The 19,350-nt window shown below is 63.8% G+C and carries 21 protein-coding genes and 1 tRNA gene; 11 read left to right on the top strand and 11 right to left on the bottom strand.

All coding sequences use genetic code 11. The features are described 5' to 3' along the window. The first annotated feature begins 189 nt into the window (after nt 1–189). Together X771_RS162700 and X771_RS162705 are read left to right on the top strand one after the other, a co-directional pair. The gene (locus X771_RS162700; RefSeq protein WP_023686395.1) at nt 190–2,016 is read left to right on the top strand and encodes a DUF882 domain-containing protein; all 1,827 of its coding nucleotides are present in this window, start codon (nt 190–192) and stop codon (nt 2,014–2,016) included. Nucleotides 2,017–2,131: 115 nt separating this feature from the next. Next, nucleotides 2,132–2,205, top strand: a tRNA-Gln gene (locus X771_RS162705). Nucleotides 2,206–2,342: 137 nt separating this feature from the next. On the opposite strand, the gene X771_RS162710 is transcribed toward X771_RS162705, so the two are convergent. Continuing rightward, nucleotides 2,343–2,981 carry a 2-dehydro-3-deoxy-phosphogluconate aldolase gene (locus X771_RS162710; protein WP_023671938.1) on the bottom strand — a complete coding sequence of 213 codons (639 nt, stop codon included), beginning with the start codon at nt 2,979–2,981 and terminating at the stop codon, nt 2,343–2,345. A 174-nt stretch (nt 2,982–3,155) separates the two neighbouring features. On the opposite strand from X771_RS162710, the gene X771_RS162715 reads away from it, so the two are divergent. Beyond that, nucleotides 3,156–4,082 carry a rhodanese-related sulfurtransferase gene (locus X771_RS162715; RefSeq protein WP_023686394.1) on the top strand — a complete coding sequence of 309 codons (927 nt, stop codon included), beginning with the start codon at nt 3,156–3,158 and terminating at the stop codon, nt 4,080–4,082. A gap of 23 nt (nt 4,083–4,105) precedes the next feature. Here X771_RS162715 and X771_RS162720 read toward each other — a convergent pair whose 3' ends face one another. Then, a complete protein-coding gene (locus X771_RS162720; RefSeq protein WP_023671936.1) occupies nt 4,106–4,468 on the bottom strand; it encodes a nuclear transport factor 2 family protein in 363 nt (120 codons plus the stop codon). Nucleotides 4,469–4,671: 203 nt separating this feature from the next. Between X771_RS162720 and X771_RS162725 the strand changes: the two genes are divergently transcribed. After that, the gene (locus tag X771_RS162725) at nt 4,672–5,409 is read left to right on the top strand and encodes a tellurite resistance TerB family protein (protein ID WP_023671935.1); all 738 of its coding nucleotides are present in this window, start codon (nt 4,672–4,674) and stop codon (nt 5,407–5,409) included. Nucleotides 5,410–5,742: 333 nt separating this feature from the next. Further along, nucleotides 5,743–6,504: an SDR family oxidoreductase gene (locus X771_RS162730; protein WP_023671933.1), complete on the top strand. Its 762-nt coding sequence runs from the start codon at nt 5,743–5,745 to the stop codon at nt 6,502–6,504. Between the two features lie 12 nt (nt 6,505–6,516). Here X771_RS162730 and X771_RS162735 read toward each other — a convergent pair whose 3' ends face one another. Beyond that, nucleotides 6,517–7,701: a pyridoxal phosphate-dependent aminotransferase gene (locus X771_RS162735; protein ID WP_023686393.1), complete on the bottom strand. Its 1,185-nt coding sequence runs from the start codon at nt 7,699–7,701 to the stop codon at nt 6,517–6,519. An 83-nt stretch (nt 7,702–7,784) separates the two neighbouring features. On the opposite strand from X771_RS162735, the gene X771_RS162740 reads away from it, so the two are divergent. The 4 genes from X771_RS162740 to denD are packed head-to-tail and all read left to right on the top strand — an operon-like array spanning nt 7,785 to nt 10,718. Further along, nucleotides 7,785–8,471 carry a GNAT family protein gene (locus X771_RS162740; protein ID WP_023686392.1) on the top strand — a complete coding sequence of 229 codons (687 nt, stop codon included), beginning with the start codon at nt 7,785–7,787 and terminating at the stop codon, nt 8,469–8,471. Between the two features lie 15 nt (nt 8,472–8,486). Then, a complete protein-coding gene (locus X771_RS162745; RefSeq protein WP_023686391.1) occupies nt 8,487–9,458 on the top strand; it encodes a cation diffusion facilitator family transporter in 972 nt (323 codons plus the stop codon). 58 nt (nt 9,459–9,516) lie between these two features. Next, on the top strand, nt 9,517–9,723 hold the full coding sequence (locus X771_RS162750; RefSeq protein WP_023686390.1) for a hypothetical protein: 207 nt from the start codon (nt 9,517–9,519) through the stop codon (nt 9,721–9,723). Nucleotides 9,724–9,734: 11 nt separating this feature from the next. Then, nucleotides 9,735–10,718 carry a D-erythronate dehydrogenase gene (gene denD, locus X771_RS162755; RefSeq protein WP_023686389.1) on the top strand — a complete coding sequence of 328 codons (984 nt, stop codon included), beginning with the start codon at nt 9,735–9,737 and terminating at the stop codon, nt 10,716–10,718. 10 nt (nt 10,719–10,728) lie between these two features. Here the strand turns inward: denD and X771_RS162760 are convergent, their stop codons facing one another. The 4 genes from X771_RS162760 to X771_RS162775 form a co-directional block, all read right to left on the bottom strand. After that, entirely contained in the window at nt 10,729–11,913 is a 1,185-nt protein-coding gene (locus X771_RS162760; RefSeq protein ID WP_023686388.1) for a nickel/cobalt transporter, read from the bottom strand. Then, nucleotides 11,910–12,578 carry a DUF1007 family protein gene (locus X771_RS162765; protein WP_023671926.1) on the bottom strand — a complete coding sequence of 223 codons (669 nt, stop codon included), beginning with the start codon at nt 12,576–12,578 and terminating at the stop codon, nt 11,910–11,912. The genes X771_RS162760 and X771_RS162765 overlap by 4 nt, the downstream gene beginning before the upstream one ends. Before the next feature lie 89 nt (nt 12,579–12,667). Further along, complete coding sequence (locus tag X771_RS162770) at nt 12,668–13,567, bottom strand: LysR family transcriptional regulator (RefSeq protein ID WP_023686387.1); 900 nt, start codon at nt 13,565–13,567, stop codon at nt 12,668–12,670. A 2-nt stretch (nt 13,568–13,569) separates the two neighbouring features. Further along, the gene (locus X771_RS162775) at nt 13,570–14,769 is read right to left on the bottom strand and encodes an amidase (protein WP_023686386.1); all 1,200 of its coding nucleotides are present in this window, start codon (nt 14,767–14,769) and stop codon (nt 13,570–13,572) included. Between the two features lie 541 nt (nt 14,770–15,310). Between X771_RS162775 and odc2 the strand changes: the two genes are divergently transcribed. Continuing rightward, nucleotides 15,311–16,444 carry an ornithine/lysine decarboxylase gene (odc2, locus tag X771_RS162780; RefSeq protein WP_023671923.1) on the top strand — a complete coding sequence of 378 codons (1,134 nt, stop codon included), beginning with the start codon at nt 15,311–15,313 and terminating at the stop codon, nt 16,442–16,444. Nucleotides 16,445–16,588: 144 nt separating this feature from the next. Further along, complete coding sequence (locus X771_RS162785) at nt 16,589–17,131, top strand: N-acetyltransferase (RefSeq protein WP_023686385.1); 543 nt, start codon at nt 16,589–16,591, stop codon at nt 17,129–17,131. Between the two features lie 69 nt (nt 17,132–17,200). Here X771_RS162785 and X771_RS162790 read toward each other — a convergent pair whose 3' ends face one another. From X771_RS162790 to X771_RS162805, 4 genes are all read right to left on the bottom strand, one after another. Continuing rightward, nucleotides 17,201–17,485 (bottom strand): SCP2 sterol-binding domain-containing protein, encoded by a 285-nt coding sequence (locus X771_RS162790; RefSeq protein ID WP_023683274.1) that lies wholly within the window; start codon nt 17,483–17,485, stop codon nt 17,201–17,203. Between the two features lie 194 nt (nt 17,486–17,679). After that, entirely contained in the window at nt 17,680–18,228 is a 549-nt protein-coding gene (locus X771_RS162795; RefSeq protein WP_023683275.1) for a hypothetical protein, read from the bottom strand. 28 nt (nt 18,229–18,256) lie between these two features. Further along, nucleotides 18,257–18,673: a hypothetical protein gene (locus X771_RS162800; protein ID WP_023686384.1), complete on the bottom strand. Its 417-nt coding sequence runs from the start codon at nt 18,671–18,673 to the stop codon at nt 18,257–18,259. A 13-nt stretch (nt 18,674–18,686) separates the two neighbouring features. Next, nucleotides 18,687–19,259, bottom strand: a complete 573-nt coding sequence (locus tag X771_RS162805; protein ID WP_023686383.1) for a rod-binding protein — start codon at nt 19,257–19,259, stop codon at nt 18,687–18,689. Nucleotides 19,260–19,350: the final 91 nt, after the last annotated feature.

Raw genomic sequence — 19,350 nt, 5'->3', positions numbered from 1 at the left:
TATTTTTGACGGGATATCGCCACGGTGTTACCGCATTTCGGCTTCAATAAGCGATGATTAACCATTAGGATCGATATTCGGATGTGAGAACCACGCATCCGTTTGGACAAATCCGGGGACAAACGGCAGCCTGCAAGGCCTTTTGATTTGAACAAAGTCGAACGACACAGAAACGGGCGGCGCGATCACATGGGCGTCTGGCCGAGATGGCTGGCAGCGTTGATCGTTGCGTTCGCTTTCCTCGCCGCAACTGCTGCCGGCGCCAGCGCTGAAACGCGCTCGCTCAAGCTCTATCACCTCCACACGCACGAAAAGGCCGAGATCGTCTACAAGCGCAATGGCCGCTACGATCCGGCAGGCCTCAGGAAGATCAACATCATCCTGCGCGACTGGCGTCGCAACGAACCGACCAAGATGGATCCGCGCCTGCTCGATCTGGTGTGGGAAGCTTACCGGCAGGCCGGCGCCACCGACTACATCCAGGTCGTTTGCGGCTATCGCTCGCCGTCGACCAATTCGATGCTGCGCAGCCGCAGCCGCGGTGTCGCCAAGGAAAGCCAGCATATGCTGGGCAAGGCGATGGACTTCTACATTCCGGGTGTGCCGCTGAAAAAGCTGCGCAACATCGGCCTGAAGATGCAGGGCGGCGGCGTCGGCTACTATCCGTCGTCGGGTTCGCCCTTCGTCCACATGGACGTCGGCAATGTGCGGCATTGGCCAGGCATCAGCCGCCAGGAACTGGTCAGCCTGTTCCCCAATGGCAAGACGCTGCATGTGCCGAGCGACGGCAGGCCGTTGCCGGGTTATGACCAAGCGCTCGCCTCCTACAAGGCACGCAAGGGCGCAGGTTCTCCTGCCATCATGATGGCCAGCGCAGGCGGCAGCACCAAGAAATCCGGTGGCTTCCTGTCCGCGTTCTTTGGCGGTGGCGGTGAAGACGAAGCCGACGACAGCGCCGATGTCGCTACCGCCGCGCCGCCGCCGAGAAGCGTGAAGCCGGTGCTGGCTGCCACGAGCAACAACAACAGCAATCTGCCTGGCATCGCGATCGTGTCGCCGCAGAACGCCAAGCGCGCCAACATTCCGCAGCTTGCCGACGACAGCGCTGACGATGCGGAGCCGCAGGACACGCCGGAGACGATCATCGCCGCGCTGCCCGCCAAGGAAGTGCCGCTGCCCGCTTTCGCACCGCGGCCGAAGGCCGATGTCGGCGCGCAACAACCTGAGACCGTGCCGTTCGGCGTGGCCGATGCCACCACCGAACAGACGGTGGCGACGGCGCAGGCGCCGGCCAATGTGCCGTTCGGAACGGCCGATGCGAGCAATGCCGACCAGGGGGCCGATCAAGCTGCCGCTCCGGCGCAGGTCGCGGTCAACGTCCCGTTGCCGACCTGGCGTCCCGACCGCTCTTCGCCGCCGGCTGAGCTTGCGCCGCAGGACAAGGGCGTTCTGCTGGCGCTGGCCGATACGGCTGCCCACAAGCAGACCGCAACCGACGCGTTCTCGGTGCTGCCGTCGCAGCGTCCGGACGAGGTCAAGGCGGTTCTCGAACAGGCCAGCGCCGCCGATACAGCCGGTGCTACCGACGACTATCAGGTTGCGTCGCTTGAGCCGCGCTCTGCGTTCAACGATCCGTCAGGTGTCGATGCCGCATCGCCGCGCGGCGCTATTGCTGCCCGTCCCGCCGGTACCGATCCAGCCTCGGTGATCGGCGCCGGCGTCAAGACGACACGCAAGGAAGCCAGGGCTTCGGCCCGCGACCTGAAGCCAGGACCGAAGGCAGTGGTGGTGGCGGCCGAACCGCAGGCGGCCCGCTGGGCGCTGAGCAGCGGCGACAACATCGCCACCGTTTCCAGCCCGACGACAGCGCCGCGCTATGCCTACAACATCGTGCATACGCCGCCGAGCGAGGTCTACACCGCAGGCTTCCAGGCGGACAACCAGATGGCCGATGCCAACCGCTTCACCGGCAATGCCGTGAAATTCCTTTCGGTCGCCCGCTTCCAGACGAAGTAAGAGCTCGACGGGGTAAACATCGAAGCCGCGCTGGGCAACCCGCGCGGCTTTTTGCTGTTGGCGAATCTCCAGCGCTGGCTTCTAGCGTCCCGGAATGCTAACCACCAGCCTGCATTCCCGCTTCGTCTAATGGTAGGACAGCGCCCTTTGAAGGCGTGAATCGAGGTTCGAGCCCTTGAGCGGGAACCAAAATCTCAACGCGTAGCAAACCCGGTCGGCGCAGCTGGCGGGTTTTTGTGCCGAGTGCAATTCCGGGAACACTGTGATTTTCCCGGGAAAGCGCGGAGCGCTTCCCTTGGGATTGCGCAAAGATAAAGTAGCGGAGGTTATTTTCCGAGCTTGCTCGCGCTCTGTGCGAGCGCCTCGATCTCATCCCACTTGCCGGCCTTGACCAACTCGTCCGGCGCCACCCACGAGCCGCCGACGCAGATAACGTTGGACAGGCTGAGATAGTCGGCGGCGTTCTTGGCCGAGATGCCGCCGGTCGGGCAGAATTTCACGTCGGCCAGCGGCGAGGCAAAGGCCTTCAGCGAGGCGATGCCGCCGGATTGTTCGGCCGGGAAGAATTTCAGGAACCGCAGGCCGGCCTCGCGGGCAGCCATGATCTCGCCGGGCGTGATGGCGCCGGGCAGCAAGGGAACGTCGCTGTCCTTGGCCGCCGCCAGCAACTCGCGCGTGATGCCGGGGCTGACGATGAACTTCGAGCCAGCCGCCGCTGCCTGGTCGAACTGCTTGGCATCGAGAATTGTGCCGGCGCCGACAATGGCGCCCTCGACCTCACCGGCCACGCGGCGGATCGCTTCCAGCGCATCGGCGGTTCTCAACGTGATCTCGATCGCCGGCAGGCCGCCGGCGGCCAGCGCCCGGGCGAGCGGGACGGCGTCCGCGACATTGGCGATCTTCAGCACCGGAATGACCGGCTGGCCATTGAGCAGCGACAGGAGCTTTTCGGTCTTGCTGGGCATTGGCTTTTCTCTCCCTGGGTGATTTCAACCGATTAGCAGAAGGCCGATTCCGAGTCCACGAAACCCGGCCTGCCGCGATGTCACATGTCGGCCAACGAGCCTGCGGGCGAATACCGACGAAGTGTCTTTAGCTCTGCCTTGAATCCGCTTTGACCACGGTCTAGTGGCTTGGCGATGACCAACCATGAACCCGTGCGCGTCGCCGCGCTCTACAAATTTGCGAGGCTGGGCGACTTCGACGCGCTGCGGGTCTTGCGCACGCCGCTTGCCGCCTTCTGCTGCGGGCGCGGCATCAAGGGCACGCTGCTTCTGGCGCAGGAGGGCATTAACGGCACGGTCGCCGGCAGCGAAGCCGACATAGCCGACCTGATCGCTTATCTCGAGGCCATCGAGGGTCTTGCCGATCTCGAGGTCAAATACAGCACTGCCGCCGAAATGCCGTTCCATCGCATGAAGGTGCGGCTGAAGCGCGAGATCGTCACCATGGGCGTCGAAGACCTCGACCCGGCGACGGGTGCGGGGACCTATGTCGCGCCGGCCGACTGGAACGCGCTGATCTCGGACCCCGGCACCATCGTCATCGACACACGCAACGCGTACGAAGTGTCGATCGGGACGTTCGAGGGCGCGGTGGACCCGCGCACGTCGAGCTTTCGCGAATTCCCGGCCTGGGTGGAAAAACACCGCGACCAACTCGACGGCCGCAAGGTTGCGATGTTCTGCACCGGCGGCATCCGCTGCGAAAAGGCGACAGCCTATGTGAAGTCGCTCGGCTTCGAGGATGTGTTCCATCTCAAGGGCGGCATCCTCAGATATCTTGAAGAGGTGCCGGCCGAAGACAGCCTGTGGCAGGGCGAGTGTTTCGTCTTCGACGAGCGGGTCTCGGTGTCGCATGGGTTGACCGAAGGCGAGGCCGAACTCTGCCGCGCCTGCCGGCATCCGCTGACGCCGGAGAACCGGCTGTCGCCGCATTTTTCCACCGGCGTGTCATGCCCGCATTGCTACGAGGCACGCTCGGATGAGGATCGCACCCGCTATGCCGAGCGCCAGCGCCAGGTCGAACTTGCGCAGGCGCAGGGCAGGGGACATATCGGCAGTTAAGTGCCGCCGACGCCCTGACTGGATCACCACACGACAGAATAGCGGTCGATCACCCACAGCCATGTGCCGTCGGCCTGCCGGCGCGCGACCTCTGAGGTTATCGAGCCGTCGGCAAGCCTGGTCGACGTCAACGCGAGGTCGCCGTTAATGGCCGCCGGGCGCTGCTCGCCGCGCTGGAATTTTCGCCAGCTCGCGGCAAAGGCTTCGAACAAAGCGCGGATCGCCTCATGGCCACGCGTCAATTCGGCTGCTCCGGTGTCGATGACGGCATCGGGTTCGAACAGCGCTACCATGCCCTCAATGTCTCCCGCCCATTGCCGATCAATTAGCAGGCGCTCCAGATCCTGGGGATCTCGTGCTTGGTCGCGGTCTGGCTGATCGGTCACGGCAAAACTCCTCCCTCGCCGACGTTGCGGCGACACTAACCGAAGCCGAGGCGGGTTTCGACACATCGAATTTGATTTGCGGCATTGCCGGCGCCGATAGCAAAGCGCCGGTCCGTCATTGTAATGTCAACAATCGGGACCTACGTCTGCAACGTCCAAAACCTGCCCGTCCACGTTGGCGCGGGCCCTTTTCTGGAGGCACCATGTTCGACCCCAAGAAGCTTCTCGACGATCTGCTCGGCTCGCAAGTTCCCGGCACAACCGGCACCGTTCGCGACAAGGCCGGGCAGGCTGTGCAGATGGCCAAGGACAATCCGCTGGCCGCCGGTGCGCTGGCCGCGGTGCTGCTTGGAACCGGCACGGGACGGCAGGTCACCGGCACGGCCGTGAAGCTCGGCGGACTGGCTGCGATCGGCGGTCTCGCCTACAAGGCCTACCAGAATTACAAGGCCGGCAATGCACCCGAGCAGGCGCCGGCGGCCGGCCAGCCGGAATTGCTGCCGCCGCCCGCCGACACCGGCTTTCATCCTTCACAGGCGCCACAGGGGGAGGACGAGTTCACGCTGACCCTGGTGCGGGCGATGATCTCGGCGGCCAAGGCCGATGGCCATGTCGATGACGCGGAACGCCAAAAGATCGCCGGCAAGCTCAGTCTGGCCGGCATCGGCACGGAAGCGGAAAAGTTTCTGATGGCCGAGCTGGACAGCCCGCTCGACCTCGATACGCTGGTCGCAGGCGCCAAGACCGATGAGCAGAGGCTCGAGCTCTACACGGCGTCCCGACTGACGATCGACCCCGATACGCGCGCCGAACGCGGCTATCTCGACCTGCTCGCCGGCCGGCTCGGCCTGCCGGATGCGCTCGTCGATCATGTCGAGGCGACGGTGTCGGCGGCCAAGGTGCCGGTTCCGTCAGGCACGGCGCCGAACCCGCGCTGGTAGACAACGCAGCCGCGGCGGGAAAAGCGTTAACTTCTCGTTTACCGAGGAAGCGCATGATTTTAGTTAGTCGGATCGGCTTTTCCTCCTCCCAAGCCCGGTTCAGATCAGGGGGCGGTCGCCAATGACCGCCCTTTTTGTCGGACCGATCACATAAAGCGCGTGGCGCTTCATGTTTTTGTCCGGATGCATGTCGTTCTCTCAGAACCGGGGCCACTTTTGAGCGACATGCATTAGTGTCCGGCTTGCCATGATCGCCCTCATTTGCGATGGGTCGGTGCATTCGGATGCACCCCGATCTGTGCCGGGGATGCGCGGCGCGCAGGAGCAAAATCCATGACAGCCCTCACAGAGAAAACCGCCATCGTCACCGGCGCCGGCACCGGCATCGGCAAGAGCGTCGCCACGGCGCTGCTCAAGGCGGGCTGGAACACGGTGTTTTGCGGCCGCCGCAAAGCGGTGCTCGACGCCGCCATTACCGAAGCCGGGAAAGCGGACGCCAAGGCGCTGGCAGTTGCCTGCGACATCAGCAAGGCCGGCGAAGTCGATGACCTGTTCGAGACGGTGGCCGCAGCCTTCGGCCGCGTCGACCTGCTCTTCAACAATGCCGGCATGAGCTACAAGTCGACGCCGATCGACGAGATCCCGGTCGAGGTCTGGAACGATATTGTCGGCGTCAATCTCACCGGATCGTTCCTATGCGCCCGCGCCGCCTTCGGCGTCATGCGCAAGCAAAAGCCAATGGGCGGCCGCATCATCAACAATGGCTCTGTGTCGGCCTATGCGCCACGGCCGGGCTCGGTGCCCTACACCGCGACCAAGCACGCCATATCGGGGCTGACCAAGACGCTGGCGCTCGACGGCCGGCCCTATGACATCGCCTGCGGCCAGATCGACATAGGCAACGCGCTGACCGATATGGCGCACGCAATGACGGTCGGCGTGCCGCAGGCCAATGGCACCATCGCCGCCGAAGCGGTGATGGACGTCCAGCGCGTCGCCGACGCCGTCGTCCACATGGCCAGCCTGCCGCTCGATGCCAATGTGCTGTTCATGACGGTGATGGCGACCAAGATGCCGTTCGTGGGGCGTGGGTGAAGAGCCGAAGGCCTACCTCTTCAAAAACGACTCGATCCGCTCCAGCGCGCGCAAGATGTTCTCTTCGGAATTGGCGTAGGAGAGCCTGATGTAGCCTTCGCCGAGAATGCCGAAATCGGGGCCGCCGATCAGCGCCACGCCGGCCTCCTCGAGCAGTGCCGAGGCGAGCTTCTTGGCCTTCCAGCCGGTCTTCGAAACATTCGGGAAGGCATAGAATGCGCCCTTGGGCGTGATGCAGGAGACGCCGGGCAGCGCGTTCAGCCCCTCGACCACGATCTTCCTGCGGTTGTCGAAGGCGCGCATCATCTTGTCGACATCGTCCTGCAGGCCGTCGATGGCGGCGATGCCGGCGAACTGGCTCGGCGCGTTGACGCAGGACCAGCAATTGACCGCCAGCTTGCGCACCTTGTCGTAGAGATGCGCGCCCTTGTCGCCATTCGGCCAGATCGACCAGCCCATGCGCCAGCCGGTCATCGCCCATGTCTTCGACCAGCCGTTGAGCACGATCAGCCGGTCGCGAATTTCCGGAAAATTGAGCAGCGAAAAATGCGTCTCGCCGTCATAGGTCATGACGTCGTAGATTTCGTCGGAGAGGATAGCGACCTGCGGATGCGCTTGCAGCCCCTCCACCAGCTTCTCGATCTCGGCGCGCGGCGTGACGCCGCCGGTCGGGTTGGCCGGTGAGTTGAGGATTAGCAGCCTCGTCTTCGAGGTGATCAGCCCCAGCGTCTCCTCGGCCGAGAAGGCAAAGCCGTTCTCTTCGCGGATCGGCACCGGAATGGGCGCGGCGCCGGTGAACTCGATCATCGAGCGATAGATGGGAAAGCCAGGGTCGGGATAGAGGATCTCGGCGCCGGGTTCGCCGAACATCAGGATCGCCGCGAACATGGTCGGCTTGCCGCCGGGCAGGATCATCACATTTTCCGGCGAGACCTCGACGCCGGTGGTGGCCAGCGTGCGCCGCACCACCGCTTCGCGCGTCGCCAGCAGGCCGTTGGCCGGGGTGTAGCCATGGTGACCGTCGCGCAGCGCCTTGATCGCTGCGTCGACAATGTGCTGCGGCGTTTTGAAGTCGGGCTGGCCGATGCCGAGATTGACGATATCGCGGCCCTGTTGAGCCAGTGCGGTCGCCCGCGCCAGCACGGCAAAGGCGTTTTCCTCGCCGAGGCGGTCGAAGGCCGAAATCGTGTGGAGCATTTTTCCCGTCCGTGTGGTTCTTGCTGTTAGGTCGCGTTTTTGTGAGCGTCTGCTCACAAAAGTCAAACGGATTGGAGTTTTGCGTGTCGGAAAATCTCAAAGATTGGCAAGCGCGTCCGCGGCCCGAGCGCAAGCCCATTGACGGCCGCTATGTCCGGCTCGAACCGCTGAGCACCGAAAAGCACGGCGATGGGTTGTACGAGGCGTCGTCCGTGCCCGACATCGATGGACGCTTTGCCTGGCTGCCCGACTACCCGCCACAAACCCGCGCCGATTTCCAGCCATGGCTAGACAAGGTCGAGGCGAGCGAGGATCCGCTGTTCTTCGCCGTCATCGACAAGGCCAGCGGCAAGGTCGCCGGGCGACAGACGCTGATGCGCATCGATCCCACCTATGGCGTCATCGAGATCGGCAACATCTATTGGGGGCCGCTGATCTCGCGCAAGCCGGCAGCGACCGAGGCGCAGTTCCTGTTCATGAAGTACATTTTCGACGGGCTCGGCTATCGCCGCTACGAGTGGAAATGCAACAACCGCAACGACCCTTCGAAGCGCGCTGCGGAGCGGTTCGGCTTCAAGTTCGAGGGCATTTTCCGCCAGCATCTTGTGGTCAAGGGTGAAAACCGCGATACGGCATGGTACTCGATCATCGACAAGGAATGGCCGGCGCTGCGCAAAGCCTATGAGGCATGGCTCGATCCTGCCAATTTCGATGGCGAAGGCCGGCAGAAGCGGCGGCTCGAGGATTTCCGCGCCGAGTTCGGCGCGTAACAGGAGTTTTTTCCGATGGCGCACAGCCATGATCATGGTTTGCATGCTGGGCATGGCGCCGGCCACGTGCATGGCTCGACCGACAAGAAGCGTGTGCTGATCGCAGCCTGCCTGACCGCCGGCTTCATGGTGGCCGAAGGGCTTGGCGGCCTTTTGACGGGATCGCTGGCGCTGCTGGCCGACGCCGGCCACATGCTCGCCGACTCGATCGCGCTTGGCCTTGCCTGGTACGCCTTCCATCTTGGCGGGCGGCCGGCGACGGTGCGCCTCACCTACGGCTTCGGCCGAGTCAAGACGCTGGTTGCCTACACCAACGGCATTGCCATCTTCGCGATTGCGCTGTGGATCGTCTACGAAGCCTGGGGCCGGCTGATGACGCCGGCGCCGGTGCTGGGCGGGCCGATGCTGGTGGTGGCGATCGCCGGCCTTCTGGTAAACTTCGCCTCGTTCTTCGTGCTGCATGGCGGCGACCGCGACAGCCTCAACATGCGCGGCGCCATCCTGCATGTGCTGGGCGACCTGCTCGGTTCGGCGGCGGCGATCGTGGCGGCGCTGGTCATCCTGGCCACCGGCTGGACGCCGATCGACCCGATTCTGTCGGTGCTGGTCTCGGTGCTGATCCTGTCCACCGCATGGTCATTGATGCGCGAAGCCGCCCACGTCCTTCTCGAAGGCGTACCGGCAAGCCTCGACCGCGACATCATCGCCAAGGACATTGCCGGCACCGTCAAGGGCGTGCGCGAGGTGCACCATATGCATGTCTGGTCGCTGGACGGCTCCAGCAACATGGCGACGCTGCATGCCTGCCTCAACGATGGCGTCGATCCGCACCAGGCGGTCAGCGCCATCAAGAAGCGGCTCGCCGCCGAACACGGCATCAGCCACGCGACGGTCGAACCGGAATTCGGCCAGTGCGCCGACAGCCATGACGAGCACGATCATGACCACGACCATGGTGCGCCACCGCATCACGGCCATTATCACTGACAGGGAATTTCATGGCATTGGCATCCGAGTTGACGAGTTCCCGCTGTGGCGGGACGGCATGATGGATCGCGACACGCGAAACGCGCTGATTGCCGCAGCCTGGATCATGCTGCTGTTCGGCATCGCGGCGTTCTATCTGCCGACCGTGATGCTGGCCGTCGGCAATGTCTCGACCGTACTTGCCGGCATCGTCGGCATCGCCTTCGTGCTGGCATTCTTTCTGGTGTTCTGGTTGCGGGGTCGCAGCCAGAACAAGGGCAAATAAGAGGCTTTGAAATGCGCATCCTGATTACTGGCGCCGCCGGCATGGTCGGCCGCAAACTTGTCGACCGGCTGGCCAAGGACGGCACGCTCAACGGCCGCAAGATCACCGGGCTCGACCTGCACGACATCGTGCCGCCGCAGGCGCCGGCGATGGACGGCGTCAGCATCGCCACGCATACCGGCGACCTTGCCGACTCCGGTGCTGCCGAGAGCCTGGTCGCCTCACGCCCCGACGTCATGTTCCATCTCGCCGGCATCGTGTCGGGCGAGGCGGAGGCGAATTTCGATCTCGGCTACCGCGTCAATCTCGACGGCACACGGGCTCTGTTCGATGCGGTCCGGCTGGCGGGCTTTTCGCCGCGTCTGGTCTTCACCTCGTCGATCGCGGTGTTCGGCGCGCCGTTCCCCGATGTCATCCCGGACGACTTCCATCCGACGCCGCTGACCTCCTACGGCACGCAGAAGCAGATGAGCGAAGCGCTGCTGGCCGACTATTCCAGGCGCGGCTTCTTCGACGGCATCGGCATAAGGCTGCCGACCATCTGCGTGCGGCCCGGCAAGCCGAACAAGGCGGCGTCAGGTTTCTTCTCCGGCATCATCCGCGAGCCGCTGAGCGGCCACGAGGCGATCCTGCCGGTGCCGCGCTCGGTGCTGCACACCCATGCCAGCCCGCGCTCTGCGGTCGGTTTCCTGATCCATGCCGCCGGGCTCGACGGTGCCGCTGTCGGGCCGCGCCGCAACCTCACCATGCCCGGCGTTGCCGTCACCGTCGGCGAGCAGATCGAGGCGCTGGAGCGCACTGCAGGCGCCGAGGTGGCGAGCCTGATCCGTGAGGAGCCCGACGAAACGATCTGGGCCATCGTCAAGGGTTGGCCGACGCGCTTCGAGGCGCGCCGTGCAAGGGACCTCGGCTTCAGCGCCGAAAACAGTTTCGATGAAATCATCCGCGCTCATATCGAGGATGAGCTGGGCGTAATGATCGCGGGTCAGGCCTGACCCGCCGAGGTCACACAGCTCCGGACAGGCTCGCCGACAACAGCAACAGCCCGAACAGGAAGACGAAGGTGGCGCCGCCGATTTCGACGACTGTGTGGATGCGGTTGCCCATGCGGCCATCGCCGGCGAAATAGACCGCCCAGTTCTTGGCGGTGACTGCGATCGTTGCCAGCGCCGAGACTGTGATGGCGGTTCCAATCGACATCGCCAGCACCGACAGCAGGCCGCCGAGCCACAGGCCGTTGAGCAAAGCGAAGCTCAGCACAATCAGCGCGCCGGAGCAGGGGCGGATGCCGACGGCGGCTACAGCCGACCAGGCCGTGCGCCAGTCGAAGCGGTCGCCCGACAGCAGCGCCGGATCGGGCGCATGTGAGTGGCCGCACGTATCACAGACCTCGCCGGCTGGGTGATCGTGAGCGGCGTGATCGTGATGAGCGTGGTCGTGATGGGAATGATCGTGTGTGTCGTGGTCGTGCGCAGCGTGATCGTGATGATCATGCGAATGGTCGTGATGCACATGCAAGGCATGCGAATGCGCATGCGCCGCGTGGCTGTGAGCGGCATGCGAATGGCCGCCATGGGAATGACCGGCGTGGGCTGCCGACAGGCTGTAGGCGGGCGCCTTGCCGAACCAGCGCAGGACCGTAGGCCCGAGCTTGCGCCACAGCAGCCAGGCGCCGAACAAAGTGACGAAGACATAGCTCATGATCTCCATGAACCAGGCTGCGTCGGTCATCGAGATGGCGGTGCCGCGCAGGACGAAATAGGCAAGCAGCATCAGCAGGATCGCGGTCAGGCCCTGCAGCAGCGCCGAGACGAAGGACAGCAGGATACCGCGCCTGAGCGCCACTTCATTGGCCACCATGTAGGACGAGATCACCGCCTTGCCGTGGCCGGGGCCGGCGGCGTGGAAAATGCCGTAGGCGAAGGACAGGCCGATCAGCAGCCACATCTTGCTGCCGTCCTCGCGCATTGCTTTCATCGCCGTGGCCAATGCGCGGTAGAATTCCTGCTGGCGCAGATTGATCCACATCAGGATGTGGGCGAACGGGCCGGTGGTGGGCGCCATGCCGTCATTGACACCGATGCCGAGTGAGCTCTGGGCATGGGCCTGCCCGAGAAAGTGCGTCATCAGCAGGGCAGCGGCCACGAGGCCGAATGCCAAACGCAGGGACGGTTTCATCACCGGATCTATCCTTCTGGCGGGCAATTCAGTTCGAGCTTGGTGGCGAAGATCTTGCTCATGTCGGTGCCTGTCGGGTCGTTGAAGAACGCGTCCGTCAGGGTCTTCTGGTTTTCCTTGATCGCCTCGTCTGGATCCGGCCGGATGACGCTCTTGGTGCAGTTCGAGGGCAGGCCTTCCACGGTGATGTTGCTATCCTCGGTGAAGTCGATCGCTGTGTAGAAGGTTGGATCGTAGACGCCGAAATCGATCTTGCCGGCGAGCTTGATCGGCACCTTGGGTTCGGATTCGAACAGGATGATCAACTGGTCGTTGTCGAAATTGGCCATCAGATGCGGTGGCGGCGTCATAGGCACGTCCTTGCCGTCGACGGTGACGAGCTGGAAATAGTTGAATTCGGCCAGCGAGGCATGAACGGTGTCGGCGACATCCTTCAGCTCCTTGTCGTCAAGCTTCAGGTCGGAGTTCTTGTCGAACTCCATCATCACCGTACTCGAAAACAGATCATCGAAACGCCAGAGGTGACGCAGCGCTTTCACACTTTGGTGATCCGGCGAGAGGATCACGTCGAGGCGGGCCTCGGCGAAGACATGAGGATGCGCGCCAGCCGCTCCGACGGAGGCAAAAGTCGTCGCCAGGGCCGAAGCCAGCATGATTGCGTGCCGTTTCAGATGCATTCTCGGTCGCTGTTCCATCGGCCCCGGAGAGATTTCGAGAGGTTACCAGAAACGGGGCGAAATTGGGACCGCGGCACGGCAGGACCGGCTCAAGCGCTCTCGCGGTTCCTGAACCATTGCACCAGGAAATCGACGAAGACACGGACCTTGGCCGGCAGATAGCGGCGGTGCGGGTAGACGGCGAAAATGCCGCTGCCCGACTGGATGCGGTCGTCGAGCAAGGACACCAGCAGCCCGGATGCGAGGTCGGGCGCGGCGATGAAATCCGGCAGGATGGTGAAGCCCAGACCGGACACGGCGGCGGCTCGCGCGGCCATCGGGCTGTTGACCTCGATCGGACCCGATACGTTGACACTGACTGACTCCTCGCCATCGCCCCTGAAGCGCCAGTTGGCGAGCGAGCGGCCATTGGTGTCGACGATGCAGGGCAAGTTGGCGAGATCCTGCGGGCGCGTCGGCTTGCCGTGCTTGGCGATCAGCTCCGGCGAGGCGCAAAGCTTGATCGAAAACGGCCCCAGGCGGCGGGCGATCAGCGATGAGTTCTCCAGGCGCGAGATGCGCACGGCAAGATCGAAACCTTCCTCGACCAGATCGACAAAACGGTCGTCGAGATGGATGTCGAGCACGATGTCGGGATGCTGTTTGGCGAAGTCGATGAGCGATTGGCCTATCGGCGCGTCGGCGAAGGTGCGCGCCGCGGAGAGCTTGATCCTGCCGCGCACGTCGCCGGAGGATTCGCGCACGGCGTCGGCTAGGCTGTCGACCTCGCGCACGATTTCCGAAGCGCGGCTGTAATAGGTATGGCCGGCCTCAGTCAACGAGAACTGCCGCGTGGTGCGGTTGAGTAGCAGCGCGCCGAGTTCGTCTTCGAGTTCGCGCACATATTTCGACAGCAGCGCCTTGGAGCGACCGATCTTGCGCGCGGCCGCCGAAAAGCCTTCGGCCTCGACGACATCGATGAAGGCGCGCATGCGGGTCAGTGTATCCATCATCAAGCCTTTCGTGCCGCATCGAGAATTCGCCGGCCGAGCCGTATCAGGGCAATGTCGCTGCCGGGAGGGCCGAGCAGCGAGAGGCCGAAAGGGGCACCGTCAACCGAGCCCAGCGGCAGGGTGATTTGCGGAAAGCCTGAAAGACCCGAAAGGCACAAAAGATGCAAGGCCCTTTCGCGGTAGGCCTGGAGCTGCTGCAGCTCGCTTTTGACCAGAGGTGCGGGGCCTGGAACGGTGGGCAGGACAAGAAACCCGTCCTGGCCGAGCAGCGCGGCTAGCTCGGAGCGGAACGTCAGGCGGCGCACCGCCTCGGCCCGCGCGGTCTTTTCGTCGATCGTGCGGCCAAAACCAAAGCGCTCCTCGACGCCCGGCCCGAGATCGCGCTCGCCAGAAATGATCCAGGTGCCATGCTGCTGCCAGGCCTCGGCGGCCTGGAGGCGGCGAAAGCACCAGTAGAGCTCGTCGGGGAAGGAGGCGAAGCTGTACTCTACCGGCGCCGGCTCACCGATAAGACTGGCGGCCAGCGCTCTCATCCTGGCATATTCGGCTGCCTCAGCGGGGCGGGCCACGAAAGCGTCCAGCCAGCGGATCGAAAGCGGCCGGGTGAGCGGATATGGATGCGGGTCGCGGCCGAGCAGCAATTTGCCGATCGTCTCATAGGTCTCGATGTCGTCGGCGAACCAGCCGAATGTGTCGAAGCTCGGCGCCAGCTTCATCGTGCCTTCGAGCGAAATGCGGCCATGCGTGGTGCGCAGCCCGATCAATCCGCAAAAGCTCGCCGGGGCGCGGATCGAGCCGCCGGTGTCCGAGCCGGTAGCGATATCGGCAAGCTTGCCGGCCACCGCCGCCGCTGAGCCTGACGAGGAACCGCCGGTGACGCGATCGGGAGCGGCCGGGTTCACCGGAAACGGAAAATGCGCGTTCTGGCCCATCAGCGAGAAAGCGAACTCGTCGGTCTGCGTCTTGCCGATGAAGCGCGCGCCGGCGTCGAGAATCATCTGCACGGCCGGTGCCGTGCTGGACGCGGCATGCGCCTCGTCGAACTTCACCGGATTGCCGCAACCGGTGCGGTAGCCGGCGACGTCGTAAATGTCCTTTACCGCCAGCCTGAGCCCTGCCAGCGGCCCCAGTTCCGCATTGGCCACCGGCATGCGACGCAGGTCGAGAAAGGCGTTGAGCGGGCCGTGCGTGCCTGTCATCGTTCGATATCCGTATACGGTTGGCGCAGCATTGTTCGATGGCAGGAATTTTACAACCTGGGATACGATTTTTATTGATTGTGAAATCTTTCGACCCTATATCGCGCTTGCCCAAAGTCGCACGTGCCTGTGGGTGTCCGCCGATCCTCGAATGGTGAGGGAAATCGGTAAGGTAACTGGAGCCAACCCCTCCAGTCGGTCTAGCGGCCAACCGCAAGCCCGAGGACACCTTGAAGCAACGACGGTGCGGGCCTTTCTGGTGTTCTGCCGGTTGTCCAAAGACCGGGGTTACTGAAGAGGCACACCTTCATTGCCGGCAGTGCGGACGGGTCTCCCATCCAAGCCAAGGCAGACAAAGCGAACCGAGGCCGGGCAAGGCCAAGGTTCACCGCCGCGAGACGGCGTTTCATGGTTCCGGGGTCTCCACCGGCTGGTTCCATGGATTTCCGTCCCGCCTTTGTTTGACCGCGTGTTCGCGAGGCCGAAAGCCCGCGTCCCGCAGCCTTATTGCGCGCCGCAAGGCGTTAATGGAGAGACCCCGATGGCCACCCAGCGCATCCTCGACTTCCTCGCCACCCGACGTCCGTCCGGCCCCTGCCTCGTCGTCGACCTCGATGTCGTGCGCGACAATTTCCGTGCCTTCGAGAAGGCGCTGCCCGATTCCAGAATCTACTATGCGGTGAAAGCAAACCCTGCGCCGGAGATCCTGCGCCTGCTTGCTGCGATGGGCTCGTCCTTCGACACCGCTTCCGTTGCCGAGGTCGAGATGGCGATGGACGCCGGTGCGCCGGCGGACCGCATCTCCTTCGGCAACACCATCAAGAAGGAGCGTGACATTGCACGCGCCTACCAGCTCGGCATTCGGCTGTTTGCCGTCGACTGCGTCGAGGAGGTCGACAAGATCGCCCGCGTCGCTCCCGGCGCGCGCGTGTTCTGCCGCGTTTTGACCGACGGCGAAGGCGCCGAGTGGCCGCTGTCGCGCAAGTTCGGCTGCGTGCCGGCGATGGCCGTCGACGTGCTGCGCCATGCCAGGACGCTCGGCCTCGACGCCTATGGCGTGTCGTTCCATGTCGGCTCGCAGCAGACCGACCTGACGGCGTGGGACCGTGCGCTGGCCGACGCCAAGAAGGTGTTCGCCACGCTCGCCGACGAAGGCATCGTCCTGAAGATGGTCAATATGGGCGGCGGTTTCCCGACGCGCTATCTGCGTGACGTGCCGGCGGCCCAGGCCTATGGCCAGGCCATCTTCTCGGCGCTGCGCAAGCATTTCGGCAATGCGATCCCCGAGACCATCATCGAGCCGGGCCGCGGCATGGTCGGCAATGCCGGCGTCATCAAGTCGGAAGTCGTGCTGATCTCGAAGAAGGCCGAAAACGACAATGTGCGCTGGGTGTTCCTCGACATCGGCAAGTTCGGCGGTCTGGCCGAGACGATGGACGAGGCGATCCGCTATCCGATCGTCACCCGCCATGACGGTTCGGAGACCGCACCTTGCGTGCTCGCCGGCCCGACCTGCGATTCGGCCGACGTGATGTACGAGAAGACGCCGTATCCGCTGCCTCTGTCGCTGACCATCGGCGACGATGTGCTGATCGAAGGCACCGGCGCCTACACGACCACCTACTCGGCGGTCGCCTTCAACGGCTTCGAGCCTCTCCGATCCTACGTGATCTGACGGCTTCGGCCTTCAGATCACCCCAGGCGGACGTTTGCGTCCGCCCGGGTTCGCCTGTGGAACAAGCTCCGCTCGTGAAGGATCGCGGAAATGGACATTGTAAATTACATTGACGGCATTGGATTCTCCCCCCTCAAGGGGGAGATGGCCGGCGCCATTCCCATCGTCGCCGAAACTGCGGCAGACATTGCATCGCGTGAAGCGTTGCTCGATCGCGCCATGGGGCCGATGCGGCGCAAGAAATCGTCGGAGAAGCTGCGGCGTGGCCGCCGGCCTTCCGAAGGTCTCGCTTTTGTCGTGCGCGATGCAACCGGCGCGGTTGCTGGTACGGTGCGGCTGTGGGACGTGCGTCTGGGCGAGGGTGGCCCGGGAGCACTTCTGCTCGGACCGCTCGCCGTCGATCCGGCGCTGAAGAACGCCGGCATCGGCTCGGCGCTGATGCGCCATGCTTTGGCCGAGGCCGCGCGTCTCGGCCATGCCGCGGTGCTGCTGGTCGGCGATGCGCCTTACTATGGCCGCTTCGGCTTCTCGGCGGAGAAGACCGGCGCGCTCGCCATGCCTGGTCCGTACGAGCGGCACCGCCTGCTGGCGCTGGAACTGATCGATGGTGCGCTCGACGGCGCGCATGGCACGCTGAAGGCTGCAGGTCGCAAGCTCAAGGCACAGAGGCTGTCGCTGGCCGCCTGATTGTCCACAAACAAACGCCGCCGGTCCTTTGCATTTCAGCGAGGGCGGCGTTTTGTTTTTGCGAAGGGCTCAGCCGATCAGTTGGCTGAGCGCCATGGCGACCGACATATCGCCTTCGACCTTTATCTTGCCGGACATGAACGCCATGGTCGGGTTGAGGTCGCCGGCGATCAGCGAATCCAGATCGTCGAGCGACAGCTTTATGGTGCAGTCGGTCGGCGCGTCGGTGGTCGAGACGGTTGCGCCGTCGATGACGATGACGCCGTTGCTGCCGGTATCGAACTTCACGGAATGTTCGAACCCGGCGCTCGCCACGCGCGACCTCATCTTCTCGGCAATATCCTGAACGCTCATGACTGTTCTCCTGGTCTCGTTGCGTTTTGCCGCGCTTCAGTGACCGGCCTCCGCCGAAGTCACTGTCTCGCGCGTACCGCGATCTGGTCGCTTGGCGCATATAGCTTCGAGTTGACGTAAACGTCAACGCGCGATGCGTCATCTCGTTTCAGTCGGAAGGAATGCGGCAGAGAACATTCGCCCTGCGACGAAGGTTAGTGTTCAGCAGCGGGCTTCGCCGCCTCGGCCTGGGCCGATTCCGCCGGGGCCGGTTCGGTCGGCGTGGCCGGATCCTTGCGGCGGCGCATGGCGTTGTCGCGGATTTCGTCCTTGGTCAGGAAGTTGACCTGGTCGATCAGCACTTCATGCACCAGGTCGGCGCCGACGCGGGCGTTGACGGTGTCGCGTATGGCCTTGCGGAAGGCATCGAGATCGATGGTTTCCTTCTTGGTGAAGTCGATCTGAGGATTGGAGTAGAGATAGGAATAGACCTGATCGGTCATCAGGGCTTCGGCCGGAATCGACATCTTCTTTATCTCGGCCGGCTCGACCGTGTAGACGAGCTTGGTGAGGAAATAGCCGTCGATCTTGGAATCGCGGATCAGCGGCACCGAGATGATGTCGGTCTTGACGTAGTCGAGGCCACCCAGCATCGGTTTCGGCGTCTCGCCGACGCCGCGCTCACCGGCCGCCTGGAACGAATAGAACACGGCGCCCAGCGTGGCGGCGCAGATCCAGATCGCGGCGGCGATGAATTTGATCACCGGTTGTTCCCGCCTGGTGCCGAGATCATCAGCTCGCCCAACCGAATTCGCCGGCCGAATAGGTGCCGTCGGCTTCGGCGCGCTGAATGGCGTTCTTCAACAGCGTGGCGACTTCGTTGACCGCGTTGAGGTGGGCGAGGATTGCAGCCTCGTTTTTCGAGAGCTTCTGGCGCAGCCGCGCCAGACTGTCGCGATGCTGTTCCAGGAATTCGATCTCGTTGGCGCCCTTCATGGCGCGGGTCAGCTCATAGAGGTAGCGGCTCTTGCGGGCGTTGGAGGCCTTGAGGTCATAGCTGGTGTCGTTCTTCAAACCGGCCGTCTCTTCCTCGACCGCTTCCTCGATGCGACCGATGATGGCGGCAAGGTTGCCCGGCCGTGCAAACGGGATCGGGGCTTCGGACGTACGCGCCGGCAGGTTGGAAGAGTATTTTGAAAAATCGGCCATTGAAAATCCTGGTCTAGATCTTGATTTCGGTTTTGATGGTCGTCTCGTCGCCGGTCATCGACCGTGCGGCCTTGCGCTGCAATTCCTCGACCAGCGAGGTGGACAGCCGGGTCTGCTGGTCGATCTCGGTCTTGTGCGGCCCGGTTGACACCGGGCCGATCGGCACGGTGCGCTTGCCGTCCTTGTAGTGGTCGGCGAGCAGCGATTTGGCGATGCCGATCCCGCCGCGCTCGGCCATGACGTCGGCGACACGCTCGGCAAGCTGCGATTTCCACATGTCGCCGGCCAGCCCCTTGCCGTAGACGCCCTCGGTGTCCTTGGGCAGCATGTTTTGGATGAAGGTCTGCAAGACCATCGCCTCGAACTTCTTGAACTTGCTGGCGGGATCGGCATTTGCGGCGGCCTTGTCGGCGGTAGCGCGCGACAGGATCGAGCCGGCATCGACCGAAGCAGCCATGTTGACAGAAAAATTACCGCCAACGCCGTTGGCCCGCTTGGCCAGCGCGGCACGGGCAGCCTCGATATGCGCCGGGTCGACGGCTCGGGCAACATCGAGAACGATGTCACTGGGTGGAGAAATCGCCAAGAAAGTCCGCCTCTTTGCCGGGTTTCCTGAGCGACCATGCCGCAACAAGCTTGTGGCAGGCTTGCGAGGGAGAGGGGAGGCGGAATGCTGT

This window comes from Mesorhizobium sp. LSJC269B00, from assembly GCF_000502815.1.
Classification (GTDB): Bacteria; Pseudomonadota; Alphaproteobacteria; order Rhizobiales; family Rhizobiaceae; genus Mesorhizobium.
This window is presented reverse-complemented; position numbering and strand designations above follow the sequence as displayed.